Consider the following 20,381-nt stretch of genomic DNA (forward strand, 5'->3'; position numbering starts at 1 on the left):
ATGTCCCGGCTGGAGCAGGAGGGCGAGATCGCGGCCGACTACCTCGAGGGCCTGCTGGACATCGCGGATCTCGACGGTGACATCGACATGGACGTCGAGGCCGACCGTGCCGCGGTGTCGATCATCAGCGACTCCACCAGCCGTGATCTGCAGAAGCTCGTGGGCCGGGACGGCGAGGTGCTGGAGGCGCTCCAGGAGCTGACCCGGCTGGCGGTGCACCGGGAGACCGGCGACCGCAGCCGTCTGATGCTGGACGTCGCCGGCTACCGCGCGCGCAAGCGCGAGGAGCTCGCGGAGCTGGGCGCCAAGGCGGCCCAGGAGGCGAAGACCTCGGGCGAGCCGGTGAAGCTGAAGGCGATGACGCCGTTCGAGCGCAAGGTGGTGCACGACGCCGTCGCGGCGGCCGGGCTGCGCAGCGAGTCCGAGGGCGAGGAGCCGCAGCGTCGGGTTGTCGTGCTCCCGGCCTGATTCTCCGGCACTCGCGCGTGTCTTTGGCCCCGTCTGTTCGCAGGCGGGGCCACGTCTTGTCAGCCTTCTGCGAGGCTCGGAACCGTATCCGGGCACCCGGCAGGATCAGCAGTTCAGAGGAAGGGCGGTAACCGTGACGGAGTCAGCGGCGGAGCTTCCTGCGGCGCCGGATGCGGCGCGGGAGTTTTTCGGTGAGCGCTTCCCGGAGGCCGTGCGGTACGGCGAGCTGCTCGCCGACGCGGGCGTACGGCGTGGGCTGATTGGTCCGCGTGAGGTGCCGCGGCTGTGGGAGCGGCACCTGCTGAATTGCGCGGTGCTCTCCGAGGTGGTCCCCGAGGGCGTCTCGGTGTGTGACGTGGGCTCGGGCGCCGGGCTGCCGGGCATTCCCCTGGCGCTGGTGCGGCCGGATTTGAAGATCACCCTGCTGGAGCCGCTGCTGCGGCGGACGAACTTCCTGCAGGAGGTCGTGGAGCTGCTGGGGCTGGATCACGTGACCGTGGTGCGGGGCCGGGCCGAAGAGGTGATGGGCAAGATTCCTCAGGTCCACGTGGTGACCGCGCGTGCCGTGGCGCCGCTGGACCGGCTGGCCGGCTGGGGTGTTCCGCTGCTGCGGCCGTACGGCGAGATGCTGGCGCTCAAGGGCGACACCGCGGAGGAAGAGCTCAAGGGTGCCAGGGCGGCGCTCAGCAAGCTCGGCGTGGAGTCGACGTCGGTGGTGCACGTCGGCGAGGGCGTGGTGGATCCGCTGTCCACGGTCGTGCGCGTGGAGGTGGGCGAAAGCCCCGGCGGCGTCCGCTTCGCGGCCAAGCGCGCCAAGGCGAACCGCGCCAACCGGCCGACCAGGGGTCGTCGGCGTTAGATCGCCGCGGCACCGCACCAGACGCAGACAGGAGCGCTTTCCGTCCGCCGGCGGGAAGCGCTCCTGTTCTGTCTGTACGGGGGCGTCGCTCGAACCGACGAGGGCCGTGCTCCATACAAACCACCAAAACGACATAAGCCGGAGTGTCGCGGGGGAATGGGACACGGCGCTGGCATCGTGTTTCACGTGAAACGTCGCTCCCTGCTGCATGGAATCATCAGTCGAGGTCGTGCGGCTGCCGCACCGCGTGGCCACCGACCCGGTCGGGTCACGGATGTATCCACAGAGGAGGATTCATCCACAGGAGACAGGGCCTCGCTGGTTCGCGACACCGAAACCATGGCAGGCTCTGAGCATTGCGAGCCTGAAGTCGAGGAGAGTGAATCCGTGCGGTCCGACGCCAATATCGCGGGACCGATGACCGATCCGGTCCCCGGTCCCCGTAGCGAGTCGCTCGGGGAAGACGTTTCACGTGAAACGCCGCCTCCCATGGACGACACCCCGATCGGTCGTGCTGCTCAGTTGGCAGTCCAGGCGCTGGGCCGTGCGGGAGAGGGGCTGCCCCGCCCCGAACAAACCCGGGTCATGGTGGTGGCCAACCAGAAGGGCGGGGTCGGCAAGACCACGACCACGGTGAACCTGGCTGCCTCACTCGCCCTGCACGGGGCACGAGTACTGGTGGTGGACCTGGACCCACAGGGCAATGCCTCCACGGCCCTGGGGATCGACCACCACTCCGAAGTCCCTTCCATCTATGACGTGTTGGTGGAGAGCAAGCCACTTTCCGACGTGGTTCAGCCGGTGCCGGACGTGGAGGGGCTGTTCTGTGCGCCCGCCACGATCGACCTGGCCGGCGCGGAGATCGAACTGGTCTCGCTGGTGGCCCGGGAGAGCCGGCTGGACCGGGCCATCAAGGCATACGAGCAGCCGCTGGACTACATCCTCATCGACTGCCCGCCCTCGCTCGGCCTGCTGACGGTCAACGCGCTGGTAGCCGGGGCCGAGGTGCTGATCCCGATCCAGTGCGAGTACTACGCGCTGGAGGGCCTGGGGCAGCTGCTGCGGAACGTCGATCTGGTCCGGGGCCATCTCAACCCCAAGCTTCATGTGTCGACGATCCTGCTGACCATGTACGACGGCCGGACCCGGCTCGCCTCCCAGGTCGCCGACGAGGTGCGCAGCCACTTCGGCAGCGAGGTACTGAGAACCAGCATCCCCCGCTCCGTGCGCATCTCTGAGGCGCCGAGCTACGGGCAGACGGTGCTCACCTATGATCCGGGCTCCAGCGGCTCGCTGTCCTATCTCGAAGCGGCGCGTGAGATCGCGCTGCGCGGGGTCTCCGGGACGGCCGGTCAGGGGCTCAGCGTGACCTATGAATCACAGCACAGCATGTCGGAGGGGAATCAGTGAGCGAACGACGTAGAGGACTGGGCCGCGGGCTCGGTGCGCTGATCCCCGCGGCACCGCAGGGTTCGGACAGCGCCGGCCCGGCGGTGGGACGGGGGACGACATCGCCGTCGGCGGTGCCGGTCATGACGCCGGAGCGAGGTGTCGCCGCAGCCAAGGTGGCGGCGATTCCGGACGCTGCCGTTTCACGTGAAACGGAGGCACCGGCTGAGCCGGAGGTGAAGGAAAAGGGGAGCGAGGAGGTCGCCGGGGCGCACTTCGCCGAGCTGCCGATCGACTCGATCGTCCCGAATCCACGGCAGCCGCGGGAGGTGTTCGACGAGGACGCCCTGGCGGAGCTGATCACTTCCATCCAGGAGGTGGGCCTGCTCCAGCCGGTCGTCGTACGGCGGACGGGCCCGGAGCGGTACGAGCTCATCATGGGAGAGCGCCGCTGGCGGGCATGCCGCGAGGCCGGCCTGGAGCGGATCCCGGCGATCGTCCGGGCGACGGACGACGAGAAGCTGCTTCTGGACGCGCTGCTGGAGAACCTCCACCGGGCTCAGCTGAACCCGCTGGAGGAGGCGGCGGCCTACGACCAGCTGCTGAAGGACTTCAACTGCACGCACGATGAGCTGGCGGACCGGATCGGGCGGTCGCGCCCGCAGGTCTCCAACACGCTGCGGCTGCTGAAGCTGTCGCCGTCGGTGCAGCGGCGGGTCGCCGCGGGGGTGCTCTCGGCCGGTCATGCGCGGGCGCTGCTGTCCGTGGAGGACTCCGAGGAGCAGGACCGGCTGGCGCACCGCATCGTGGCCGAGGGCCTCTCGGTGCGGGCGGTCGAGGAGATCGTGACCCTGATGGGGTCCACGCCCAAGAGCGCGTCGCGGGCGAAGGGGCCGCGGGCCGGTACCCGCGTCTCGCCCGCCCTGACCGATCTGGCCTCGCGGCTCTCGGACCGGTTCGAGACGCGGGTGAAGGTCGATCTCGGCCAGAAGAAGGGCAAGATCGTCGTGGAGTTCGCCTCGATAGACGATCTCGACCGCATCCTCGGCACGCTGGCTCCCGGAGAGGGACGGGTGCTGGACAAGCACCCGGAGGAGGACAGCGACGAGGCGTGAGCGGACGCCGCCGTCCGCCGGGAGGGCGGGCCGTGTGCCGGTGAGGTGACCGGAACACGGCCCGCCCTTTGCCTTTTCGCGGTACCCGGGTTCATGTTGTCCCGGTTACGATGCGTTCGGGTATGGCACGCATCCACTCGGAGTCACCTCACGACGAGGAGAGGCCATGCGATCGGTGAGCCGCACCGGATTGATGGCAGCGGGGTTCGGCCTGGGGGCAGTCGGCGGTTTCGTCGGCGGCCTGCTCAGCGAGCGCGGTCCGCTGACCGCATCCGGAGGTGCGGTGGGCGAGGGAAGTGAGGACCTGGCTTCATGGGGCGTCGGCTCGTACCGCTCACGCTGGACAACCTTCCGGATGTCCCCAAGCGCTGCCGCTCGTGTGTCTTCTGGGAGCTCGACCCCGTCAGCGGTGAGGCCGCGGTAAAGAGCGGCCGGCCCGAGCTGGAGAAGGAAGCGTGGATCTCCGCCGTACTGCTGGAGTGGGGCTCCTGCGGCCGGGTGGTCTATGTGGACGAGGTCCCGGTCGGCTTCGTGCTGTACGCGCCTCCGGCCTACGTGCCACGTTCCACGGCCTTCCCGACGAGCCCGGTCTCCCCCGACGCCGTGCAGCTGATGACCGCCTGGCTGATCCCCGGCTATCAGGGCCAGGGGCTGGGCAGAGTCATGGTCCAGACGGTCGCGAAGGATCTGCTGCGGCGGGGCTTCAAGGCGATCGAGGCGTTCGGCGATGCGAAGTGGAGGGAGCCGGCGTGCGTGCTGCCCGCCGATCATCTGCTCGCGGTCGGCTTCAAGACCGTACGGCCGCATCCGCGCTACCCACGACTGCGCCTGGAGCTGCGCACGACCCTGTCGTGGAAGGAAGACGTGGAACTCGCGCTGGACCGACTTCTGGGTGCGGTCCAGAAGGAACCGGTACTCCGGCCCCTGTAGCGCGGACAGCGAAACGGGCCCGCCCCGAAGGGCAGGCCCGTTTCACGTGAAACATGGTGCGGAGATCAGGCGAGGTAGTCCGACAGGTCCCGCTCGATCGCAGCCTTGGGCTTGGCGCCGACGATGGTCTTCACGACCTCGCCGCCCTGGTAGACGTTCATGGTCGGAATCGACATGACGCCGTACTTGGCGGTGGTCGCGGGGTTCTCGTCGGTGTTGAGCTTGGCGATGACGATCTCATCGTGCTCCGCGGCGATGGCCTCCAGGGAAGGGGCAACCTGACGGCACGGGCCGCACCAGGTGGCCCAGAAGTCGACGAGTACCGGCTTGTCGCTCTTGAGGACGACCTCTTCGAAGTTGGCGTCCGTCACGGTCACCGTGGCACCGGCCATGGCGTTCTCCTTACTCAGTGGGTGTGAACAGCTCTGATGTTCGCGGTCAGGCGGTGGGGGTCTGCGCGGGCTCGGCAGGGGTCTGCTCGGGCTCGGCCGGCTCGCCGTCGGTGAGCGAGGCGAGGAAGCGCTCGGCGTCCAGGGCGGCGGAGCAGCCGGTGCCGGCGGCGGTGATCGCCTGACGGTAGGTGTGGTCCACGACGTCACCGGCGGCGAAGACGCCCTGGATGTTGGTGTGGGTGCTGGGCGCGTCCACCTTGAGGTAGCCGTCGTCGTCCAGCTTCAGCTGGCCCTTGAACAGCTCGGTGCGCGGGTCGTGGCCGATGGCGATGAACAGGCCCGTGACCGGCAGCTCGGAGGTGTCGCCGGTCTTGAGGTTGCGCAGGGTCAGACCGGAGAGCTTGTTGTCGCCGTGGATCTCGGCGACCTCGCTGTCCCACACGAACTTGATCTTCGGGTCGGCGAACGCGCGCTCCTGCATCGCCTTGCTGGCGCGCAGGGTGTCGCGGCGGTGCACGATGGTGACGGACTTGGCGAAGCGGGAGAGGAAGGTGGCCTCCTCCATCGCGGTGTCGCCGCCGCCGATGACGGCGATGTCCTGGTCCTTGAAGAAGAAGCCGTCGCAGGTGGCGCACCAGGACACGCCGCGACCGGAGAGTTCGTCCTCGCGCGGCAGGCCGAGCTTGCGGTGCTGGGAGCCGGTGGTGACGATGACGGCGTGCGCGCGGTGCACGGTGCCGGCCGAGTCGGTGACCGTCTTGATGGGCTCGGAGAGGTCCACGACGGTAACGTCATCGGGGATCAGCTCGGCGCCGAAGCGCTCGGCCTGGGCCCGCATGTTGTCCATGAGGTCCGGGCCCATGATGCCGTCCCGGAAGCCGGGGAAGTTCTCCACATCGGTGGTGTTCATCAGTGCGCCACCGGCGGTGACGGCGCCCTCGAACACCAGCGGCTTCAGCGAGGCACGGGCGGTGTAGAGCGCGGCGGTATAGCCCGCAGGCCCGGAGCCGATGATGATCACGTTACGGACGTCGCTCACGGGTGTCTTCCTTGTCTCTGCCGACTGCGTTGGGTGGGCTGGAGAAACTCTCATCCCACCCAACGGATCCTACGGGGCGAGCATTCCCGCAGTGTCCCAGCGCACCCGTAGCGGCCCGGAGCCCGGGGCCGGGCTCGGCGACTCAGTGGCGGGCATAGGTCCCGCTGAGCAGGACCTTGCCGGGCACAGGCGGTGAGGCCGAGATGCAGGACGCCGAGACGACGTAGGCGGAGACCCGGGCCCTGTCGGACGGATGGGGCAGCACGACGAGGTAGGCGTCCTTGCCCTGGTAGGTGTCGCGGCTCGCGGCCAACGGCTTCTCGGGCCGGGCGAGGCCCTTGCGCACGCAGGAGGGGATCGTGTCGTCCGCACCGCGCAGCGGCGACTGGGGCGAGCTCTGGGTGCCGACATCGGGGGTCTTGCTGCGGCCGGGCTCGGCGAGCAGATCGCGCACGTGACTGCCCAGAGTCGCGGAGCTGAGCGACCCGTCCGCAGGGCTCTGCTCGGTGGCGGTCACGCCGGGATCCTGGTCGTTCCCCGGGTTCGCGGAACCATTCTGCAGAAGGATGCCGCCGATGCCGAGCACGGCTGCGGCAGCCGCTGTGCCGAGCAGCACCTTGGGCCAGCGGTGCGCCCCCGCCGTGCGGGCGCCGGGGGCCTTGCGGCCAGGCCCGGTGGCGGCGCGAGGGTAGCCGACAGGGCGGTCCGCAGAGCTGCCACCGGAGCGCACCGGCGCTGTTTCACGTGAAACAGCGCTCCTTTTCTCCTCCACGGTTTCACGTGAAACAGCGCCATCATGCGTACCGGTCGACTGTCCAACGACGCGAAAGCTGTCGCCCGAGGTGGTCGATACGAGGGCGGCGTCACCGGCGGGCGCCGTGGCATCGAGTAGGGCTTCGGCCGCCAGGGCGGCGTCGATGCGACCGACGACGTCGTCGGGCATCCGTCCGGGACCCGGCAGCGTGCCGAGCAGTGCGCGGATCTCCTCCAGCGAGCTGTGGACGTCCTCACACAGCGGGCATCCGTCGAGATGCGCGCGAAGATCCGCCGCGCGGGCGGGCGAGAGCAACCCGTCCGCGAGCGCGGAGATCTCCGCGACCTCCGGATGCCCGCCCGTGTCGGTCGTGGCTGTCACGCTCGCCCACCTCCGCCCTTCACGGCCCCTGAGTCATTCGGTCCTGCCGTCTGTGGGACGGATGTCCCCTGCGCCCGGTTCCTTCCCCCGCCTGAGGTGCCCTTATCCCCCTCTTCGGCGCGCAGATGGGTGAGCATCGGGAGGAGCCGGGCCCGGCCGCGCGCGCACCGGCTCTTCACCGTGCCGGTGGGGACGCCCAGTACCTCGGCGGCCTCGGCCACGGGATAGCCCTGCATGTCGACGAGGACGATGGCCGCGCGCTGTTCGGCGGGGAGAGTGCGGAGGGCGCTGAGCAGTTCGCGGTGCAGGTCCTGGCGCTCGGCGGGTACCGCGGCGGATTCGTGCGGCTCGATGAGCTGTTCCAGCCGCTCGGTCTCCGCGATCGGCGAGGTGCGCCGGGAGGCGGCCTTGCGGGCCCGGTCCAGGCAGGCGTTGACCGTGATGCGGTGCAGCCAGGTGGTCACGGCCGACTGGCCGCGGAAGGTGTGGGCGGCGCGGTAGGCGGACACCAGGGCGTCCTGCACGGCGTCGGCCGCCTCCTCGCGGTCGCCGAGGGTGCGCAGCGCCACCGCCCAGAGCCGGTCACGGTGGCGCCTGACGATCTCGCCGAAGGCGTCGGGGTCGCCCTCGACATGGCGGGCGAGAAGTGCCTGGTCGGAGGGGCGGACGTTATCTGCCATGGCCCGCCTCGCAGGAGCCGGCCCGGTGCGGGCCGGGGAGCGCCGGCCGCGCGGACGGCGCCGCGGTGCACGCCCTGCCCGGGGCCGCCCGGGCACGGGCTTCGGCCGGGACGGCCAGGACACCGGCCGGACCGATCTTTCCTACGACGGCGGGCATCACTGCGCCATCACGCATAACCGAACCCCTGGCGTCAAGCTGTACACGGGAGCTTACATACGGGTGCTCGGCGGTACCAGGCTGCAGGAGGACGGCCACCGCGGCCGGCCGCGGGTGCGAAAGGAGGTCCGGGGAGCACCGGCGCCTCCTGGCCGCTGTCCGCATCGACATCCTGGCGCCCCCCTGCTGCCCACCCCTAGCTGCGGACCTTGATCTCCTTGATCTGGCCCCGGTAGTTGCCATCGTCCTTCAACGGGAGGTCGCTGAGCCAGACCAATACGTACTGTGTCTTGATCGGCTCCTTCGCCCGCAGCGTGACCGTCTCCCCCGAGCCGCCGGCGATCTTCTTGAAGCCGTCGAGGGACGTGGGCGCACCACTGCTGTCCTCGGGCGCGGCACGGAAGTCGAGCGAGGTGTCCCCGACGAGGTCGACCTTGACGCTGCCGACCTGCTGGACCTTGCCGAGGTCGAGAATCAGCCCCACGCCGTCCTTGAGGCCGCCGAGATCCGAGCGGCCGTAGTAATTGCGGGTCGGCCAGGACGTGGCGGAGTCCCCGTCGAGGGCCTTGGGGGCGTCCTGCGGGTTCTCCGTGCCGTCACCGCCCGGCGGCGGATCAAAGTCCACGACCTTGTCGACGCTGACGGTCTTGCCCGACGCCGTGCCGCCGTGGCCCCCGGTCGTCTCCGAGCTGCCGGAGTCGTCCTGGTTCCGGTCCTTGAGGAGCGTGTCGGCCAGCTGCCAGCTGCCCAGTCCCAGCGCGGCGATCAGCAGCGCGGAGACGCACCACTTGGCCGCCCTGCCGGTACGGCTCTGCAGCGGAGGCGGCGGGGTGGGAACGGGACGGGTGGCCGAAGCGCCGGGCCGGCCGGCGGCGGCCGGCTGGCCGTACGTGCCCTGCTGGTAGCCGGTGCGCTGGTAGGGCGGCGGGGTGGCGAAGGAGGACTCCGGCGGGCGGATGCGCGGCATCGCGCCGACGGCCTTGGCCAGCTCCTCCGGCGTGGTGCAGGGCTGCTCCTGGCGGGACGCGGTGGCGCCGTCGTTGACGAGCGCGCGCATGGCCAGCTCCGACAGGCCGCGGTGCACGCCGGCCCGTACCTGGTCGGGGGCGATCAGGCCGACGCCCTTGGGCAGCCCGGACAGCCCGTACGCGTCGTTCTCGTACGGCCAGCGCTGGGTGAGCGCGGCGTACAGCAGCGCGCCGATGGCCTCGGTGTCCGTGCGCTGCGGGTGGTCGCTGGTGATCCCGCGGAGCGCGGCCATGATCGCCAGGCCCCGGATGCGGTACTGGCCGGAGGAGGTGCGCAGGACGGACCCGGGGGTCAGCCGGAGGTGCGCCAGGCCCTCACGGTGGGCGGCGGCCATGGCCTGGGCGATCTGCGTCACGAGCTGGTAGGCGTCGTGCGGTTCGAGCGGTCCGGAGGCGAGCACGGCGGTCAGCTCGGTGGCGTCCGGGAGCCATTCGTGGACGACGTAGACCAAGTCGTTCTCCTCGACGGCGTCGAGGACCTGGACGAAGCGCGGGTCACCGAGCAGCGCGGCGGACCGCGCGGCGGAGAGCACGGGGCGGGCACGCGGGTGATCGGCGGGCAGGATGTGTACCCCGACGGCGCGGCGCAGCTTCTCGTCCACGGCACGCCAGCTGCTGAAGCCGTCCAGTCGGGTGACGCACTCCTCCAGGCGGTAGCGCCTGGCCAGCTTGTGACCGCTGTGCAGTTCGGGCGGCTGCGCCTCGGACGCTGTGGCGTTCTTCGCGCCGTCGTCCGCGGTGTCCTGTGCCGCCTCGGTCACCTTCTCGGCCTTCGTGCCGTCGGTCGTGGCCTCGTCCGCCTTGGCGGCGAGCGGTTCTGCACCGCTCGTGTCGGCCACGTCGACGGCAGCCGTGCTCCGTTCCGCCACCGTCGTTCCTGCCTCCCCATCCGTTGCATGCTCAAAAGAGCCAAGTCAATTGTGCCCACAGTCCGCCACTGTGCACGACACACGGTGGCGGACGAAGGTTGTGCTCGCTCAGCGCCCCAGCTTGCCGCGCACCATGCCGACCAGGGCGTTGAGTTCTTCGACGCGCATCTTCTTCGCAGCCGCGTAGAAGACCACCAGCAGGACGGCACCGCCGCCGACCAGCGCGACGAGCGATCCCAGCACGCCGGTACCCAGCCCCAGAATGATCCCGTACACGGCGGCGCCGGAGAACAGGGTGGCGGGGATGCTCGCACCGGCCAGTCGGGCGTACGTACGCACGATGTGTGCGCCGTCCAAGTCGCCGCCCATCCGCTTGCGCAGCCGCCGCCACGCCACACCGACGCCGATGATGTACGCCAGGCCGTAGGAGGCCGCCATGCCCACCACGGCCCACCGGACGGGCAGGACGAGGTAGCACAGGGCCGAGGCGGCCGCGTTGACCGCGGCGACGATCAGCGTGTTGTAGAAGGGCGTGCGGGTGTCCTCGTACGCGTAGAAGGCGCGCAGCACCACGTACTGCACGGAGAAGGGGATCAGGCCGAGGCCGAAGGCCATGAGCATGTAGCCCATGGAGACACCGGCATCGGAACCGGAGCCGGCGAAGATCAGGGTGCACAGCGGGATGCCGAGGGCGAGGAAGCCGAAGGAGATCGGCACGATGGCCACAGCGGACGTGCGCAGGCCCTGGGAGATGTCGTCGCGTACGGCACCGATGTCACCGTCGTGCGCGGAGCGCGACAGGCGCGGCAGCATGGCGGCCATCACGGAAACGGTGATGATCGCCTGCGGCATGTTCCAGATCAGCTGGGCGTTGGAGTACGCCATGTAGCCGGTGCCGGGGTGCCCCTGCCCGGCGGCCTTCTCACCGGCCAGGGTGGAGAGCTTCGAGACGACCAGGACGCCGGCCTGGTTGGCGAGCACGAACAGCACGGTCCACTTGGCGAGCTTGGCGGCCTTGCCCAGGCCGTGGCCCCGCCAGTCGAACCGCAGCCGCAGCTTGAAGCCGGCGTCGCGCAGGTACGGGATCATCGCCAGCGCCTGGACGACCAGGCCGAGCAGCGTGCCGATGCCGAGCAGTCGGATGCCGGCCTCGGGGATGGTCGTGACGCCGATGTGCGACGAGCTGGCGCTGCCGTACACCCAGATGAACAGCCCGAACGTGCTGATCATGACCACGTTGTTCAGGACCGGGGTCCACATCATCGCGCCGAAGCGGCCGCGGGCGTTGAGGACCTGGCCCATGACCACATGGACGCCCATGAAGAAGATTGTGGGCACGCAGTAGCGGGTGAAGGCGACCGCGACCTCGAAGCTTGCCGAGTCGGGGGCGAATCCGGACATCGCCCGCACCAGCCATGGCGCCGCGAACACGGCCACGACGGTGAGGGCGCCGAGGATGACCATCACCAGGGTCAGCAGGCGGTTGGCGTACGCCTCGCCGCCGTCCTCGTCCTCCTTCATCGCGCGTACCAGCTGCGGCACGAACACCGAGTTGAGGCCGCCGCCGATGGTCAGGATGAAGATCATCGTGGGCAGGGTGTAGGCGACCTGCCAGGAGTCACCGAGGACGGCGGCGCCGAGCGCGGAGGCGATCAGCGCGTTGCGGACGAAGCCGGTGAGCCGGGAGACCATGGTGCCGGCGGCCATCACGGCGCTGGACTTCAGCAGGTTGCCGGCCTTGCCGCCGGTGCGTTCAGCGGGCTCCGGCGGCTCCGGTGCGGAGGCCGGCTCGGGCTCGGCCGGGGGCACGGGCTGCGGCCCGCCCGCCGGCTCGTACTGTCCGTTGGCGGGCTCGTACTGCCCACCCGCCGGTCCGTACTGTCCGCCGGGCGGCTGGTACGGGCCCGGGCCGCTGTTCTGGGCCGGCGGCCGCTGCGGCTCCGGCGCCCGCTGGTCACGGTAGAGGTGGGCGAACGCGTCGGGCTCGACCGGCCGGTCGGCGGCCTGGGTGATCAGGTCGTCCACGCCGACGAACTGGGTGGTCGCCGTGGCGTCGCCGTACGGCAGCCGGTGCCCCGGGCCCTGCGGCTCGGGGGCCTGCGGCGCGGGCCACGCCTCCGGACCGGGGGTGTGCCGGGGAGCCGGCGGCTGCTGGTAGAGCGGGTGGTCCGGCGACGCCTGGTGCGGCGGGTGCGCCGCCCGGTCGTACAGCGCGTCGGCCACCGGGTCCTGGGCCGCGGGGTCCTGCGAGGGGAAGGGCGCCCGCGAGTAGGCGTCCTGCACATATGGGTCCGGTGCCTGCGGCGGCTGTGGGGGCCGACCTGCGGCGTCGCCGCTCACAGCCTGGCCGCGGTCACCGTCGTACGGCGCGTTCATAGCTGCCCCACCTCATCCGTCGCCGGCCATCCGGCCCCGCCATGTATCAACGGTCCACTTTCTCACCTGAGCCGGACGCGTCCGTGCTTTCCGAACCGGTGTCCGCAGCCGGGTCACCCGGCTGCTCGGATTCGCCGTCCGAGGGCCGGCCGTCCTCGTCCGTGCCGTCGGGGTCCGGGGTGCCGTCCCCGTCGTCCGAGCCGGCGCCGCCGTCGGTACCGCCGTCCGTACCGTCCCCGCCGTCCGTACCGTCGTCGTCCTCGCGGGCCGCCGCGCGCTTGCGCTGCAGGTAGATCCGTACGCCGGCGAGGACGAGCAGCAGCACGCCGCCCGCGATGACGAGCATGACCGTAGCGGTGATCTCGGTGACGTTCACCTCGAAGGTCATCGCCCGCCCGTAGCGCTTGCCGTCGGCGGTGTAGAGCTGCGCGGTGACCTGCACCGGGCCGTTCGCGTGCGCGGTGGTGTCGAACTTGAAGGACTGGCTGTGCCCGCCCTCGACGTCGATCGTCTGCGGTTCGCCCACGTCCAGGCGGTTGGGCTGGGAGGAGGTGAGCCGCAGCGTCATGCCCTCGACGCCCCGGACGAGGTTGTTCTGCACCGTGACGGGAATCGTGGCGCTGCGTCCGGAGAGCGTGGCGTCCGACTTCTGGATGAGGTGCACCTTGGTCGTCAGGCCGTCCAGGTAGCTGCGGACGGACTTGCGGAACGCCTGGGCGCCCTTCGCGTCGCCGCGCCACGACGTCGACATCATCCGCATGATCGCGTTGCCGAAGGGGGTCTCGACCCGCCACGGCTCGGCCAGGATGACCTCGAAGTCGTCCAGCGCGGTACGGGTTTCCTGCGCCTGCCGGAAGGCGGCCGCCGGCAGCTCGTGCTTGCGCAGCGAGGCCGGGTACGAGGCGGGGCCGGGCACCCGGCGGGTGGCGTTGCGGTCGGGCTTGGCCTTGGCCGCGTCGCTGAGGTCCTGCGCCTCGGCCCAGCCGCTGTCGTCCAGGGCCCGCACGGCCTTCGCCATGGCCTGGGCCTGGCTCGCGGTGGGCATCCGCTGGGGCGCCACCACGACGCTGCGCTGCCGCGACGGGTCCTGAAGGTTGACCATCAGGGTCTGGGAGAGGAAGTTCTGCACCGCCAGGGTCGCGGAGCCGGCCTTGGACAGGTCGCCGGTGAAGGCGGTGGACAGTCCGGCGTCCGCGACGACGGCGGTGTTGCCGCCACCGATGGGCCGGGCGGCGGTGGGGGTGTAGGACAGGCTCTCCCGCATGCTGTCGCTGCGGGCGATGACGTTGTGGGCGCCCGCCGAGGTCGCCACGTCCACGACGGAGGAGTCCACGGCGCCGTCGACGGGCCAGGCGAAGTCGTTGCGCGCCTTCACGCCCGGGAGGACGGTCTCCACGGTCTTCGACGCGAGCTCGGTGGCCGGGCCGAGGTGGCCCAGCGCGCTCGGTACGGCCTTGCCCTGGTGAGCGAGCGAGGCGATGTCGGGATCGCCGAACGGCAGCGCGATCACCTCGTGGGCCTGGACCGCCTGCTCCAGGTCGCTCAGCCACTGCTTGGCGACGTCCTGGTTCCGGCCCGGCCTGGTCGTGCCGTGCGGCCCCTCGACCTTGTACCGGCCGGTCATGGCGTCGACGGAGGCGAGCAGGTCGGGGTCGACGACGAAGGTGACCGGGAGGTCCTTGCCGAGGGCGACGAGCTGCTGCAGCCGGCCGCCCGGGGCGATCTCGGCCGCCAGCTTGTCGTCGCGGAAGATCGGGGTCTGCTGTTCGTCGCCCTCGGTCTCCGCGGTGAGGTGGGTCTTGGAGATCAGCGGCCACAGGTAGGTGAGGTCGGTCTTCTTCGACGCCTCGGCCTCCTGCCAGGGCAGGAAGGTGCGCTCGATGCCGAGCACCTGCTCGTACGGGGCGCTCTTGGACCGGCCGGAGAAGGAGACGCCGAGCTGGTAGACGCCGTCCTTGCTCAGGTGCAGCTTCTTGACCGGGACGCGCAGGGTGAAGGGCTGGGAGACGCCCGGCTTCAGCGCCTTGACCTTCTCGGTTTTGCCGCCGACCTCCTGGCCGTCCAGGCCCGCGGAGTAGCCGGTGCGCCGGGCCACGTCGTCGATGGAGCTGCGGTTGTTCAGTACGGGCCCGCGGCGCAGCCCGATGTGCCCGCCGGTGATCGTCGCGCGGCCCTCGTTGGTGATGCTGCCGGAGACAGTGACCGCGTCGTCGTCCTTGCCGGCCGCCGGCGGGGTGAGCGAGTCGATGTCGACGTCGACCGTCCGGGAGCCGACGGGGGCGGCGTGCGCTGCCTGCGCCGCGGGGACCTGCAACACCCCGGCCAGCAGTGGCGCGCCGGCGACCAGCGCAGCGGCCCGTCGCAGCCATCGACCACGCGGCCGTTCGGTCACCTGGAACCCTGCCGCCTCGGCCACGCGCTCGCCCGTCCCTCGTCGTCGTCAGTGGTCGTCGCTATGTGCGTCCACGCATGGTAACGATGACTGCTGTGGCGAAGTGCTGCGGACTGCTCCACCTGCTCGGACGGGCGGCCGGTCTCCACGGGCTCGTCCCCTTTATACGTGTCCGCCTCGCGCGGCGCGGGCACGTACCCTGTCCTGTTGTGCCGAACGCCAACAATGACACCCACGCCCCGCAGACCGAGAGCAGCGCACAGTCGACGCAGGCGCTGAACCAGGTACAGCGCCGCGCCGTCAGCGAGCTGCTGCGCGTGTCGCCCGTCGCGGACGATCTGGCCCGCCGTTTTCAGGAGGCCGGGTTCACCCTTGCCCTGGTCGGCGGTTCAGTGCGGGATGCCTTGCTGGGCCGGCTCGGCAACGACCTGGACTTCACCACCGACGCCCGGCCCGAGGACGTTCTGAAGATCGTCCGGCCGTGGGCGGACGCGGTGTGGGAGGTCGGCATCGCCTTCGGCACCGTCGGCTGCAAGAAGAGCTCCTTCGACATCGAGGTCACGACGTACCGCTCGGAGGCGTACGACCGGACCTCGCGCAAGCCCGAGGTGTCCTACGGCGACTCGATCGAGGACGATCTGGTGCGCCGGGACTTCACGGTCAACGCCATGGCGGTGGCGCTCCCGCAGAAGGAGTTCATCGACCCGCACAACGGCCTGGAGGACCTCGCGGCGCAGGTGCTGCGCACGCCGGGCACCCCGCAGGAGTCCTTCTCCGACGACCCGCTGCGGATGATGCGCGCGGCGCGCTTCGCCGCACAGCTGGACTTCACGGTGGCGCCCGAGGTCGTGGCCGCGATGAAGGAGATGGCGGACCGGATCGACATCGTCTCCGCCGAGCGGGTGCGTGACGAACTGAACAAGCTGATCCTGGGCGCGCACCCCCGCAAGGGCCTCGGGCTCCTGGTCGAGAGCGGCATCGCCGACCGGGTCCTGCCGGAGCTGCCGGCGCTGCGGCTGGAGCGTGACGAGCATCACCGCCACAAGGACGTCTACGAGCACTCGCTGACCGTCCTGGACCAGGCCATCGACCTGGAGGAGGACGGTCCGGACCTGGTGCTGCGGCTGGCGGCGCTGCTGCACGACATCGGAAAGCCGAAGACGCGGCGATTCGAGAAGGACGGGCGGGTCTCCTTCCACCACCACGAGGTGGTCGGCGCGAAGATGACCAAGAAGCGGATGACCGCGCTGAAGTACTCCAACGAGATGGTCAAGGACGTCGCGCGGCTGGTGGAGCTGCACCTGCGGTTCCACGGCTACGGCACGGGCGAGTGGACCGACTCGGCGGTCCGCCGGTACGTACGGGACGCCGGCCCGCTGCTGACGCGGCTGCACAAGCTGACCCGCTCGGACTGCACCACGCGGAACAAGCGCAAGGCCAACGCGCTCTCGCGGGCGTACGACGGGCTCGAGGAGCGCATCGCGCGGCTGCAGGAGCAGGAGGAACTGGACGCGATCCGGCCGGACCTGGATGGCAACGACATCATGCAGGTACTGGACATCGCGCCCGGTCCGGAGGTCGGCAAGGCGTACAAGCACCTGCTGGAGCTGCGGCTGGAGAACGGCCCGATGGGGCGGGACGCGGCGGTCGCGGCGCTCAAGGAATGGTGGGCCGAGCAGCAGAGCTGATCTCGGCGGCCGACGTGTCCGGCCGCTCATGTTTCACGTGAAACACCACACGCATCGCCCCGGTCGTCCTTCGGCCGGGGCGATGTTTCACGTGAAACGCGAGCGCGCGCCATGGTGAGCGCGACGGCCAGATGGACCACCGCCACCCCGGTGATCAACGCGGAAGAGCGGCCGTCGGGCGGCAGTATGAGGGCCGCCACCCCGGCCGCGCCGACGAAGGAGACGTGGAAGAGCACGTCGTAGAGGGCGAAGACCCGGCCGCGGAACGCGTCGTCGACGGCGGACTGTACTTCTGTGTCCGTGGCGATCTTCGCGCCCTGGGTGGCGAGGCCGAGGACGAAGGCGGCGACGAGCACGGGCGCCAGCGCGAAGGACAGGCTGAGCGCGGGGACCAGTACCGCGGCGATGCCGCCACACGCCGCGATCCAGCCGGTGGCGGTCAGCCGGGTGACGGCCCAGGGGGACAGCACCGCGGCGGCGAAGAATCCGGCGCCGGACGCGGCGACCGCGAGCCCCAGCGTTGTCATCCCGTCGGGCCCGTTCTGCGGCCAGTAGGCACGGCACAGCATCAGCACGGTGATCGTCAGCGCGCCGTAGCAGAAGCGCATCAGCGCCATCGCGGCCAGGGCTCGGGCGGCGGACCTGCGTCGGCCGAGATGGGCCAGCCCTGCGGCGAGCCCGCGAGCGGTGCTCAGCAGGGCGGCGGAGACACGTGGCGCGACCCGGCGGGGATCCGGGCCGAGGAGCGCCGCGGGGATGCGCAGCGCGACGAGTGCGGCGCAGAGATAGAGGACGGCACCGATCAGGACGGCGATCGCGTCGGATTCGGCACCGGCGAGCCGTATGGCGAAGGCGAGGCCGCCGCCTGCCGTGGCGGCGAGCGTGCCGGCCGTGGGGGACAGGGAATTGGCGACCACCAGCGCCTCGGCGTTGTCGACGACCCGGGGCAACGCGGCCGACAGGCCGGCCAGGACGAAGCGGTTGACCGCGGTGACGCTCAGGGCGGAGGCGTAGAAGAGCCAGTCCGGCGCGCCGGTCAGAAGCAGCAGCGCGGTCGCGGCGGCCAGGACCGTACGCAGCAGGTTCCCGTGGAGCAGGACCTGGCGGCGGCGCCAGCGGTCCAGGAGTACTCCGGCGAACGGCCCGAGCACGGAGTACGGGAGTAGCAGCACCGCCATGGCGGAGGCGATGGCCGCGGGGGACGCCTGCTTCTCGGGGGAGAAGACGACGTAGGAGGCGAGGGCGACCTGGAACACGCCGTCGGCGGCCTGGGAGAGGAGCCGGACGGCCAGCAGCCGGCGGAAATCGCGGCGGCGGAGAAGTACGCGGAGGGCACGCACGGCGGACATGGGCCACAGCCTCACACAGGCCGCGGGCCCCTGGGGAGACTCCCAGGGGCCCGCGGTCAGGACGGTGCGGTCGCGGCGGCGTCCGCGGTCGCGCTGTGTCAGCGCTCGATCTCGCCCTTGATGAACTTCTCGACGCTGTCCCGGGCCTCGTTGTCGAAGTACTGGACCGGCGGGGACTTCATGAAGTACGAGGAGGCGGAGAGGATCGGGCCGCCGATGCCGCGGTCCTTGGCGATCTTCGCGGCGCGCAGCGCGTCGATGATGACGCCCGCGGAGTTCGGGGAGTCCCAGACCTCGAGCTTGTACTCCAGGTTCAGCGGGACGTCACCGAAGGCACGGCCCTCCAGGCGGACGTAGGCCCACTTGCGGTCGTCCAGCCAGGCGACGAAGTCCGAGGGACCGATGTGGACGTTGTCCGCACCCATGTCGCGGTCGGTGATCTGGGAGGTGACGGCCTGCGTCTTGGAGATCTTCTTGGACTCCAGGCGCTCGCGCTCGAGCATGTTCTTGAAGTCCATGTTGCCGCCGACGTTCAGCTGCATCGTGCGGTCCAGGACGACGCCCCGGTCCTCGAAGAGCTTGGCCATCACGCGGTGCGTGATGGTGGCGCCGACCTGGGACTTGATGTCGTCACCGACGATCGGGACGCCCGCCTCGGTGAACTTGTCCGCCCACTCCTTGGTGCCGGCGATGAAGACCGGGAGGGCGTTGACGAAGGCGACCTTGGCGTCGATGGCGCACTGGGCGTAGTACTTCGCGGCGTCCTCGGAGCCGACGGGGAGGTAGCACACCAGGACGTCGACCTGCTGGTCCTTGAGGACCTGGACGATGTCGACGGGGGCCTCGGCGGCCTCCTCGATGGTCTGGCGGTAGTACTTGCCGAGACCGTCGAGGGTGTGGCCGCGCTGCACGGTCACGCCGGAGCGCGGCACGTCACAGATCTTGATGGTGTTGTTCTCGCTGGCGCCGATGGCGTCGGCGAGGTCGAGGCCGACCTTCTTGGCGTCGACGTCGAAGGCAGCCACGAACTCGATGTCCCGCACGTGGTAGTCACCGAACTGCACGTGCATCAGACCGGGCACGCGGCTGTCCGGGTCGGCGTCCTTGTAGTACTCGACGCCCTGCACCAACGACGCGGCGCAGTTGCCCACGCCGACGACGGCTACGCGAACCGAACCCATTCCGGTTGCTCCCTGTTTGTTCTCGACGCGGCTCCGCGGCTGCGGAGCCTCATGTGGCGGTGTCATCGGACGGATCCGGCCGGGATCCACCCCGGTGTCGGGGCAGGCCGCCCGTCTCTCCTGACTCGTGACGGTCCGGGGCTGCGGCATCCGGGGCACGCTGGTCGCGCCCGGCCCGCTCGCTCTCGATCAGCTCGTTCAGCCAGCGCACTTCGCGTTCCACGGACTCCATGCCGTGCCGCTGCAGCTCGAGGGTGTAGTCGTCGAGCCGCTCGCGGCTGCGGGCCAGCGAGGCGCGCATCTTTTCGAGGCGCTCCTCCAGGCGGCTGCGCCGGCCCTCCAGTACGCGCATGCGTACATCGCGCGAGGTCTGCCCGAAGAAGGCGAACCGGACACCGAAGTGCTCGTCCTCCCAGGCGTCGGGCCCGGAGTGGGAGAGCAGCTCTTCGAAATGCGTCTTCCCCTCCGCCGTCAACCGGTAGACGATCTTGGCCCGGCGCCCCGCGAGTGACGCGGCCGGGGCGGCGCCCTGGGCCGTGTCTCCCCCGGTCTCCTCGGCCAGCCAGCCATGGGCGACCAAGGATTTCAGGCAGGGGTAGAGGGTGCCGTAGCTGAACGCTCGGAAAACACCCAGTGAAGTGTTGAGCCGCTTCCGCAGCTCGTACCCGTGCATGGGGGACTCGCGCAGCAGGCCGAGCACGGCGAATTCGAGGATGCCGGACCGTCTGCTCATCCTCCGCCTCCCCAGCTGTGTGCGCTCTTTATGCCGAGCTGATGTATCGACTCGATACATCCAGACGATAGAACGGGCTGCTGGGTGGGACAAGGGCGGGGACGGTGAACGGCATCACATCGCCGATTCGCCGTAGCCAAGGTGACTGATTTGGAGTGAATTTTGAGCCTGGGCAGGTTTTGGCCGTGCGTAGTCTGTGCGGCATGCAAACTGCCGGGAACCAAGTGGCGAGAAGTGGCGTCTCCGTCCCCGGTGTAGTGCGGCCCGTTCGACCAATGCGGGCCGTGTTGTCGGGGGGACCTGAAGTGAACTGCCGCCTTCAGGCGATGAGATAGCGCGCCTGCCCGAGGAGTAACCGTTCCATGAGCGAGCACCGTCGCAAACCGCCGCAGCCGCAAGGTGGCGGACGTGCCGCGGCCCGACGCGCCGCACAGCAACAATCGAGTGGCCGCCGAGCCGCGCCGTCGCGCGGTTCCAGCAGGGCGTCCGCTTCCGCTGCCGCTTCCCCGTCCGGCGTGCCTGAGCAGGAGCCTCCCTACCAGGGGCGGGCGGCGGCGCGCCGGGCCGCGCAACGCGGTGGGCGCCGGCGGGTGCCCGAGGC

The 20,381-nt window shown here is 70.4% G+C and carries 16 protein-coding genes; 6 read left to right on the forward strand and 10 right to left on the reverse strand.

Annotated elements, in window-relative coordinates:
* The 5 genes from ABT381_RS02835 to ABT381_RS02855 all read left to right on the forward strand — a co-directional run bounded on the left by ABT381_RS02835 (position 1) and on the right by ABT381_RS02855 (position 4,761).
* Entirely contained in the window at positions 1 to 468 is a 468-nt protein-coding gene (locus ABT381_RS02835; protein WP_467754180.1) for a Jag family protein, read from the forward strand.
* Between the two features lie 133 nt (positions 469 to 601).
* Positions 602 to 1,327 carry a 16S rRNA (guanine(527)-N(7))-methyltransferase RsmG gene (rsmG, locus tag ABT381_RS02840; RefSeq protein WP_351586886.1) on the forward strand — a complete coding sequence of 242 codons (726 nt, stop codon included), beginning with the start codon at positions 602 to 604 and terminating at the stop codon, positions 1,325 to 1,327.
* Between the two features lie 339 nt (positions 1,328 to 1,666).
* On the forward strand, positions 1,667 to 2,737 hold the full coding sequence (locus tag ABT381_RS02845) for an AAA family ATPase (RefSeq protein ID WP_351586888.1): 1,071 nt from the start codon (positions 1,667 to 1,669) through the stop codon (positions 2,735 to 2,737).
* Complete coding sequence (locus ABT381_RS02850; protein WP_351586890.1) at positions 2,734 to 3,831, forward strand: ParB/RepB/Spo0J family partition protein; 1,098 nt, start codon at positions 2,734 to 2,736, stop codon at positions 3,829 to 3,831. The genes ABT381_RS02845 and ABT381_RS02850 overlap by 4 nt, the downstream gene beginning before the upstream one ends.
* Before the next feature lie 312 nt (positions 3,832 to 4,143).
* Entirely contained in the window at positions 4,144 to 4,761 is a 618-nt protein-coding gene (locus ABT381_RS02855; RefSeq protein WP_351586892.1) for a GNAT family N-acetyltransferase, read from the forward strand.
* A gap of 65 nt (positions 4,762 to 4,826) precedes the next feature.
* Here ABT381_RS02855 and trxA read toward each other — a convergent pair whose 3' ends face one another.
* The 7 genes from trxA to ABT381_RS02890 form a co-directional block, all read right to left on the reverse strand.
* On the reverse strand, positions 4,827 to 5,153 hold the full coding sequence (gene trxA / locus ABT381_RS02860) for a thioredoxin (protein ID WP_351586894.1): 327 nt from the start codon (positions 5,151 to 5,153) through the stop codon (positions 4,827 to 4,829).
* A gap of 46 nt (positions 5,154 to 5,199) precedes the next feature.
* Positions 5,200 to 6,192, reverse strand: coding sequence for a thioredoxin-disulfide reductase (gene trxB, locus ABT381_RS02865; RefSeq protein ID WP_351586896.1), 993 nt, complete (start codon positions 6,190 to 6,192; stop codon positions 5,200 to 5,202).
* 142 nt (positions 6,193 to 6,334) lie between these two features.
* Complete coding sequence (locus tag ABT381_RS02870) at positions 6,335 to 7,327, reverse strand: anti-sigma factor family protein (RefSeq protein ID WP_351586898.1); 993 nt, start codon at positions 7,325 to 7,327, stop codon at positions 6,335 to 6,337.
* Positions 7,324 to 8,007 carry an RNA polymerase sigma factor SigM gene (sigM, locus tag ABT381_RS02875; RefSeq protein ID WP_351586900.1) on the reverse strand — a complete coding sequence of 228 codons (684 nt, stop codon included), beginning with the start codon at positions 8,005 to 8,007 and terminating at the stop codon, positions 7,324 to 7,326. Before sigM ends, ABT381_RS02870 begins: the two co-directional genes overlap by 4 nt.
* A gap of 353 nt (positions 8,008 to 8,360) precedes the next feature.
* Positions 8,361 to 10,061, reverse strand: a complete 1,701-nt coding sequence (locus ABT381_RS02880) for a protein kinase family protein (RefSeq protein WP_351586902.1) — start codon at positions 10,059 to 10,061, stop codon at positions 8,361 to 8,363.
* 108 nt (positions 10,062 to 10,169) lie between these two features.
* Positions 10,170 to 12,437: a murein biosynthesis integral membrane protein MurJ gene (murJ, locus tag ABT381_RS02885; RefSeq protein WP_351586905.1), complete on the reverse strand. Its 2,268-nt coding sequence runs from the start codon at positions 12,435 to 12,437 to the stop codon at positions 10,170 to 10,172.
* Positions 12,438 to 12,483: 46 nt separating this feature from the next.
* Complete coding sequence (locus ABT381_RS02890) at positions 12,484 to 14,853, reverse strand: DUF6049 family protein (RefSeq protein WP_351586907.1); 2,370 nt, start codon at positions 14,851 to 14,853, stop codon at positions 12,484 to 12,486.
* A gap of 185 nt (positions 14,854 to 15,038) precedes the next feature.
* Here ABT381_RS02890 and ABT381_RS02895 point away from each other — a divergent pair, with 185 nt between their 5' ends.
* Positions 15,039 to 16,517: a CCA tRNA nucleotidyltransferase gene (locus ABT381_RS02895; protein ID WP_351586909.1), complete on the forward strand. Its 1,479-nt coding sequence runs from the start codon at positions 15,039 to 15,041 to the stop codon at positions 16,515 to 16,517.
* A 26-nt stretch (positions 16,518 to 16,543) separates the two neighbouring features.
* Here the strand turns inward: ABT381_RS02895 and ABT381_RS02900 are convergent, their stop codons facing one another.
* From ABT381_RS02900 to ABT381_RS02910, 3 genes are all read right to left on the reverse strand, one after another.
* Positions 16,544 to 17,866, reverse strand: a complete 1,323-nt coding sequence (locus ABT381_RS02900) for an MFS transporter (protein WP_351586911.1) — start codon at positions 17,864 to 17,866, stop codon at positions 16,544 to 16,546.
* Positions 17,867 to 17,964: 98 nt separating this feature from the next.
* Positions 17,965 to 19,047, reverse strand: coding sequence for an inositol-3-phosphate synthase (locus ABT381_RS02905; protein ID WP_351586913.1), 1,083 nt, complete (start codon positions 19,045 to 19,047; stop codon positions 17,965 to 17,967).
* A 49-nt stretch (positions 19,048 to 19,096) separates the two neighbouring features.
* Positions 19,097 to 19,780, reverse strand: coding sequence for a PadR family transcriptional regulator (locus ABT381_RS02910; RefSeq protein ID WP_351586915.1), 684 nt, complete (start codon positions 19,778 to 19,780; stop codon positions 19,097 to 19,099).
* Between the last annotated feature and the right edge of the window lie 601 nt (positions 19,781 to 20,381).

Origin of the sequence: Streptomyces sp. NPDC000151, assembly GCF_040301705.1 — a bacterium.
Classification (GTDB): Bacteria; Actinomycetota; Actinomycetes; order Streptomycetales; family Streptomycetaceae; genus Streptomyces.

Bases quoted from the DNA above. Each gene is read 5' to 3' on its own strand.
- ABT381_RS02835 (WP_467754180.1), top strand. From the start codon at position 1: ATGTCCCGGCTGGAGCAGGAGGGCGAGATCGCGGCCGACTACCTCGAG.
- ABT381_RS02845 (WP_351586888.1), top strand. From the start codon at position 1,667: ATGGCAGGCTCTGAGCATTGCGAGCCTGAAGTCGAGGAGAGTGAATCC.
- ABT381_RS02855 (WP_351586892.1), top strand. From the start codon at position 4,144: ATGGGGCGTCGGCTCGTACCGCTCACGCTGGACAACCTTCCGGATGTC.
- trxA (WP_351586894.1), bottom strand. From the start codon at position 5,153: ATGGCCGGTGCCACGGTGACCGTGACGGACGCCAACTTCGAAGAGGTC.
- sigM (WP_351586900.1), bottom strand. From the start codon at position 8,007: ATGGCAGATAACGTCCGCCCCTCCGACCAGGCACTTCTCGCCCGCCAT.
- murJ (WP_351586905.1), bottom strand. From the start codon at position 12,437: ATGAACGCGCCGTACGACGGTGACCGCGGCCAGGCTGTGAGCGGCGAC.
- ABT381_RS02900 (WP_351586911.1), bottom strand. From the start codon at position 17,866: ATGTCCGCCGTGCGTGCCCTCCGCGTACTTCTCCGCCGCCGCGATTTC.
- ABT381_RS02905 (WP_351586913.1), bottom strand. From the start codon at position 19,047: ATGGGTTCGGTTCGCGTAGCCGTCGTCGGCGTGGGCAACTGCGCCGCG.
- ABT381_RS02910 (WP_351586915.1), bottom strand. From the start codon at position 19,780: ATGAGCAGACGGTCCGGCATCCTCGAATTCGCCGTGCTCGGCCTGCTG.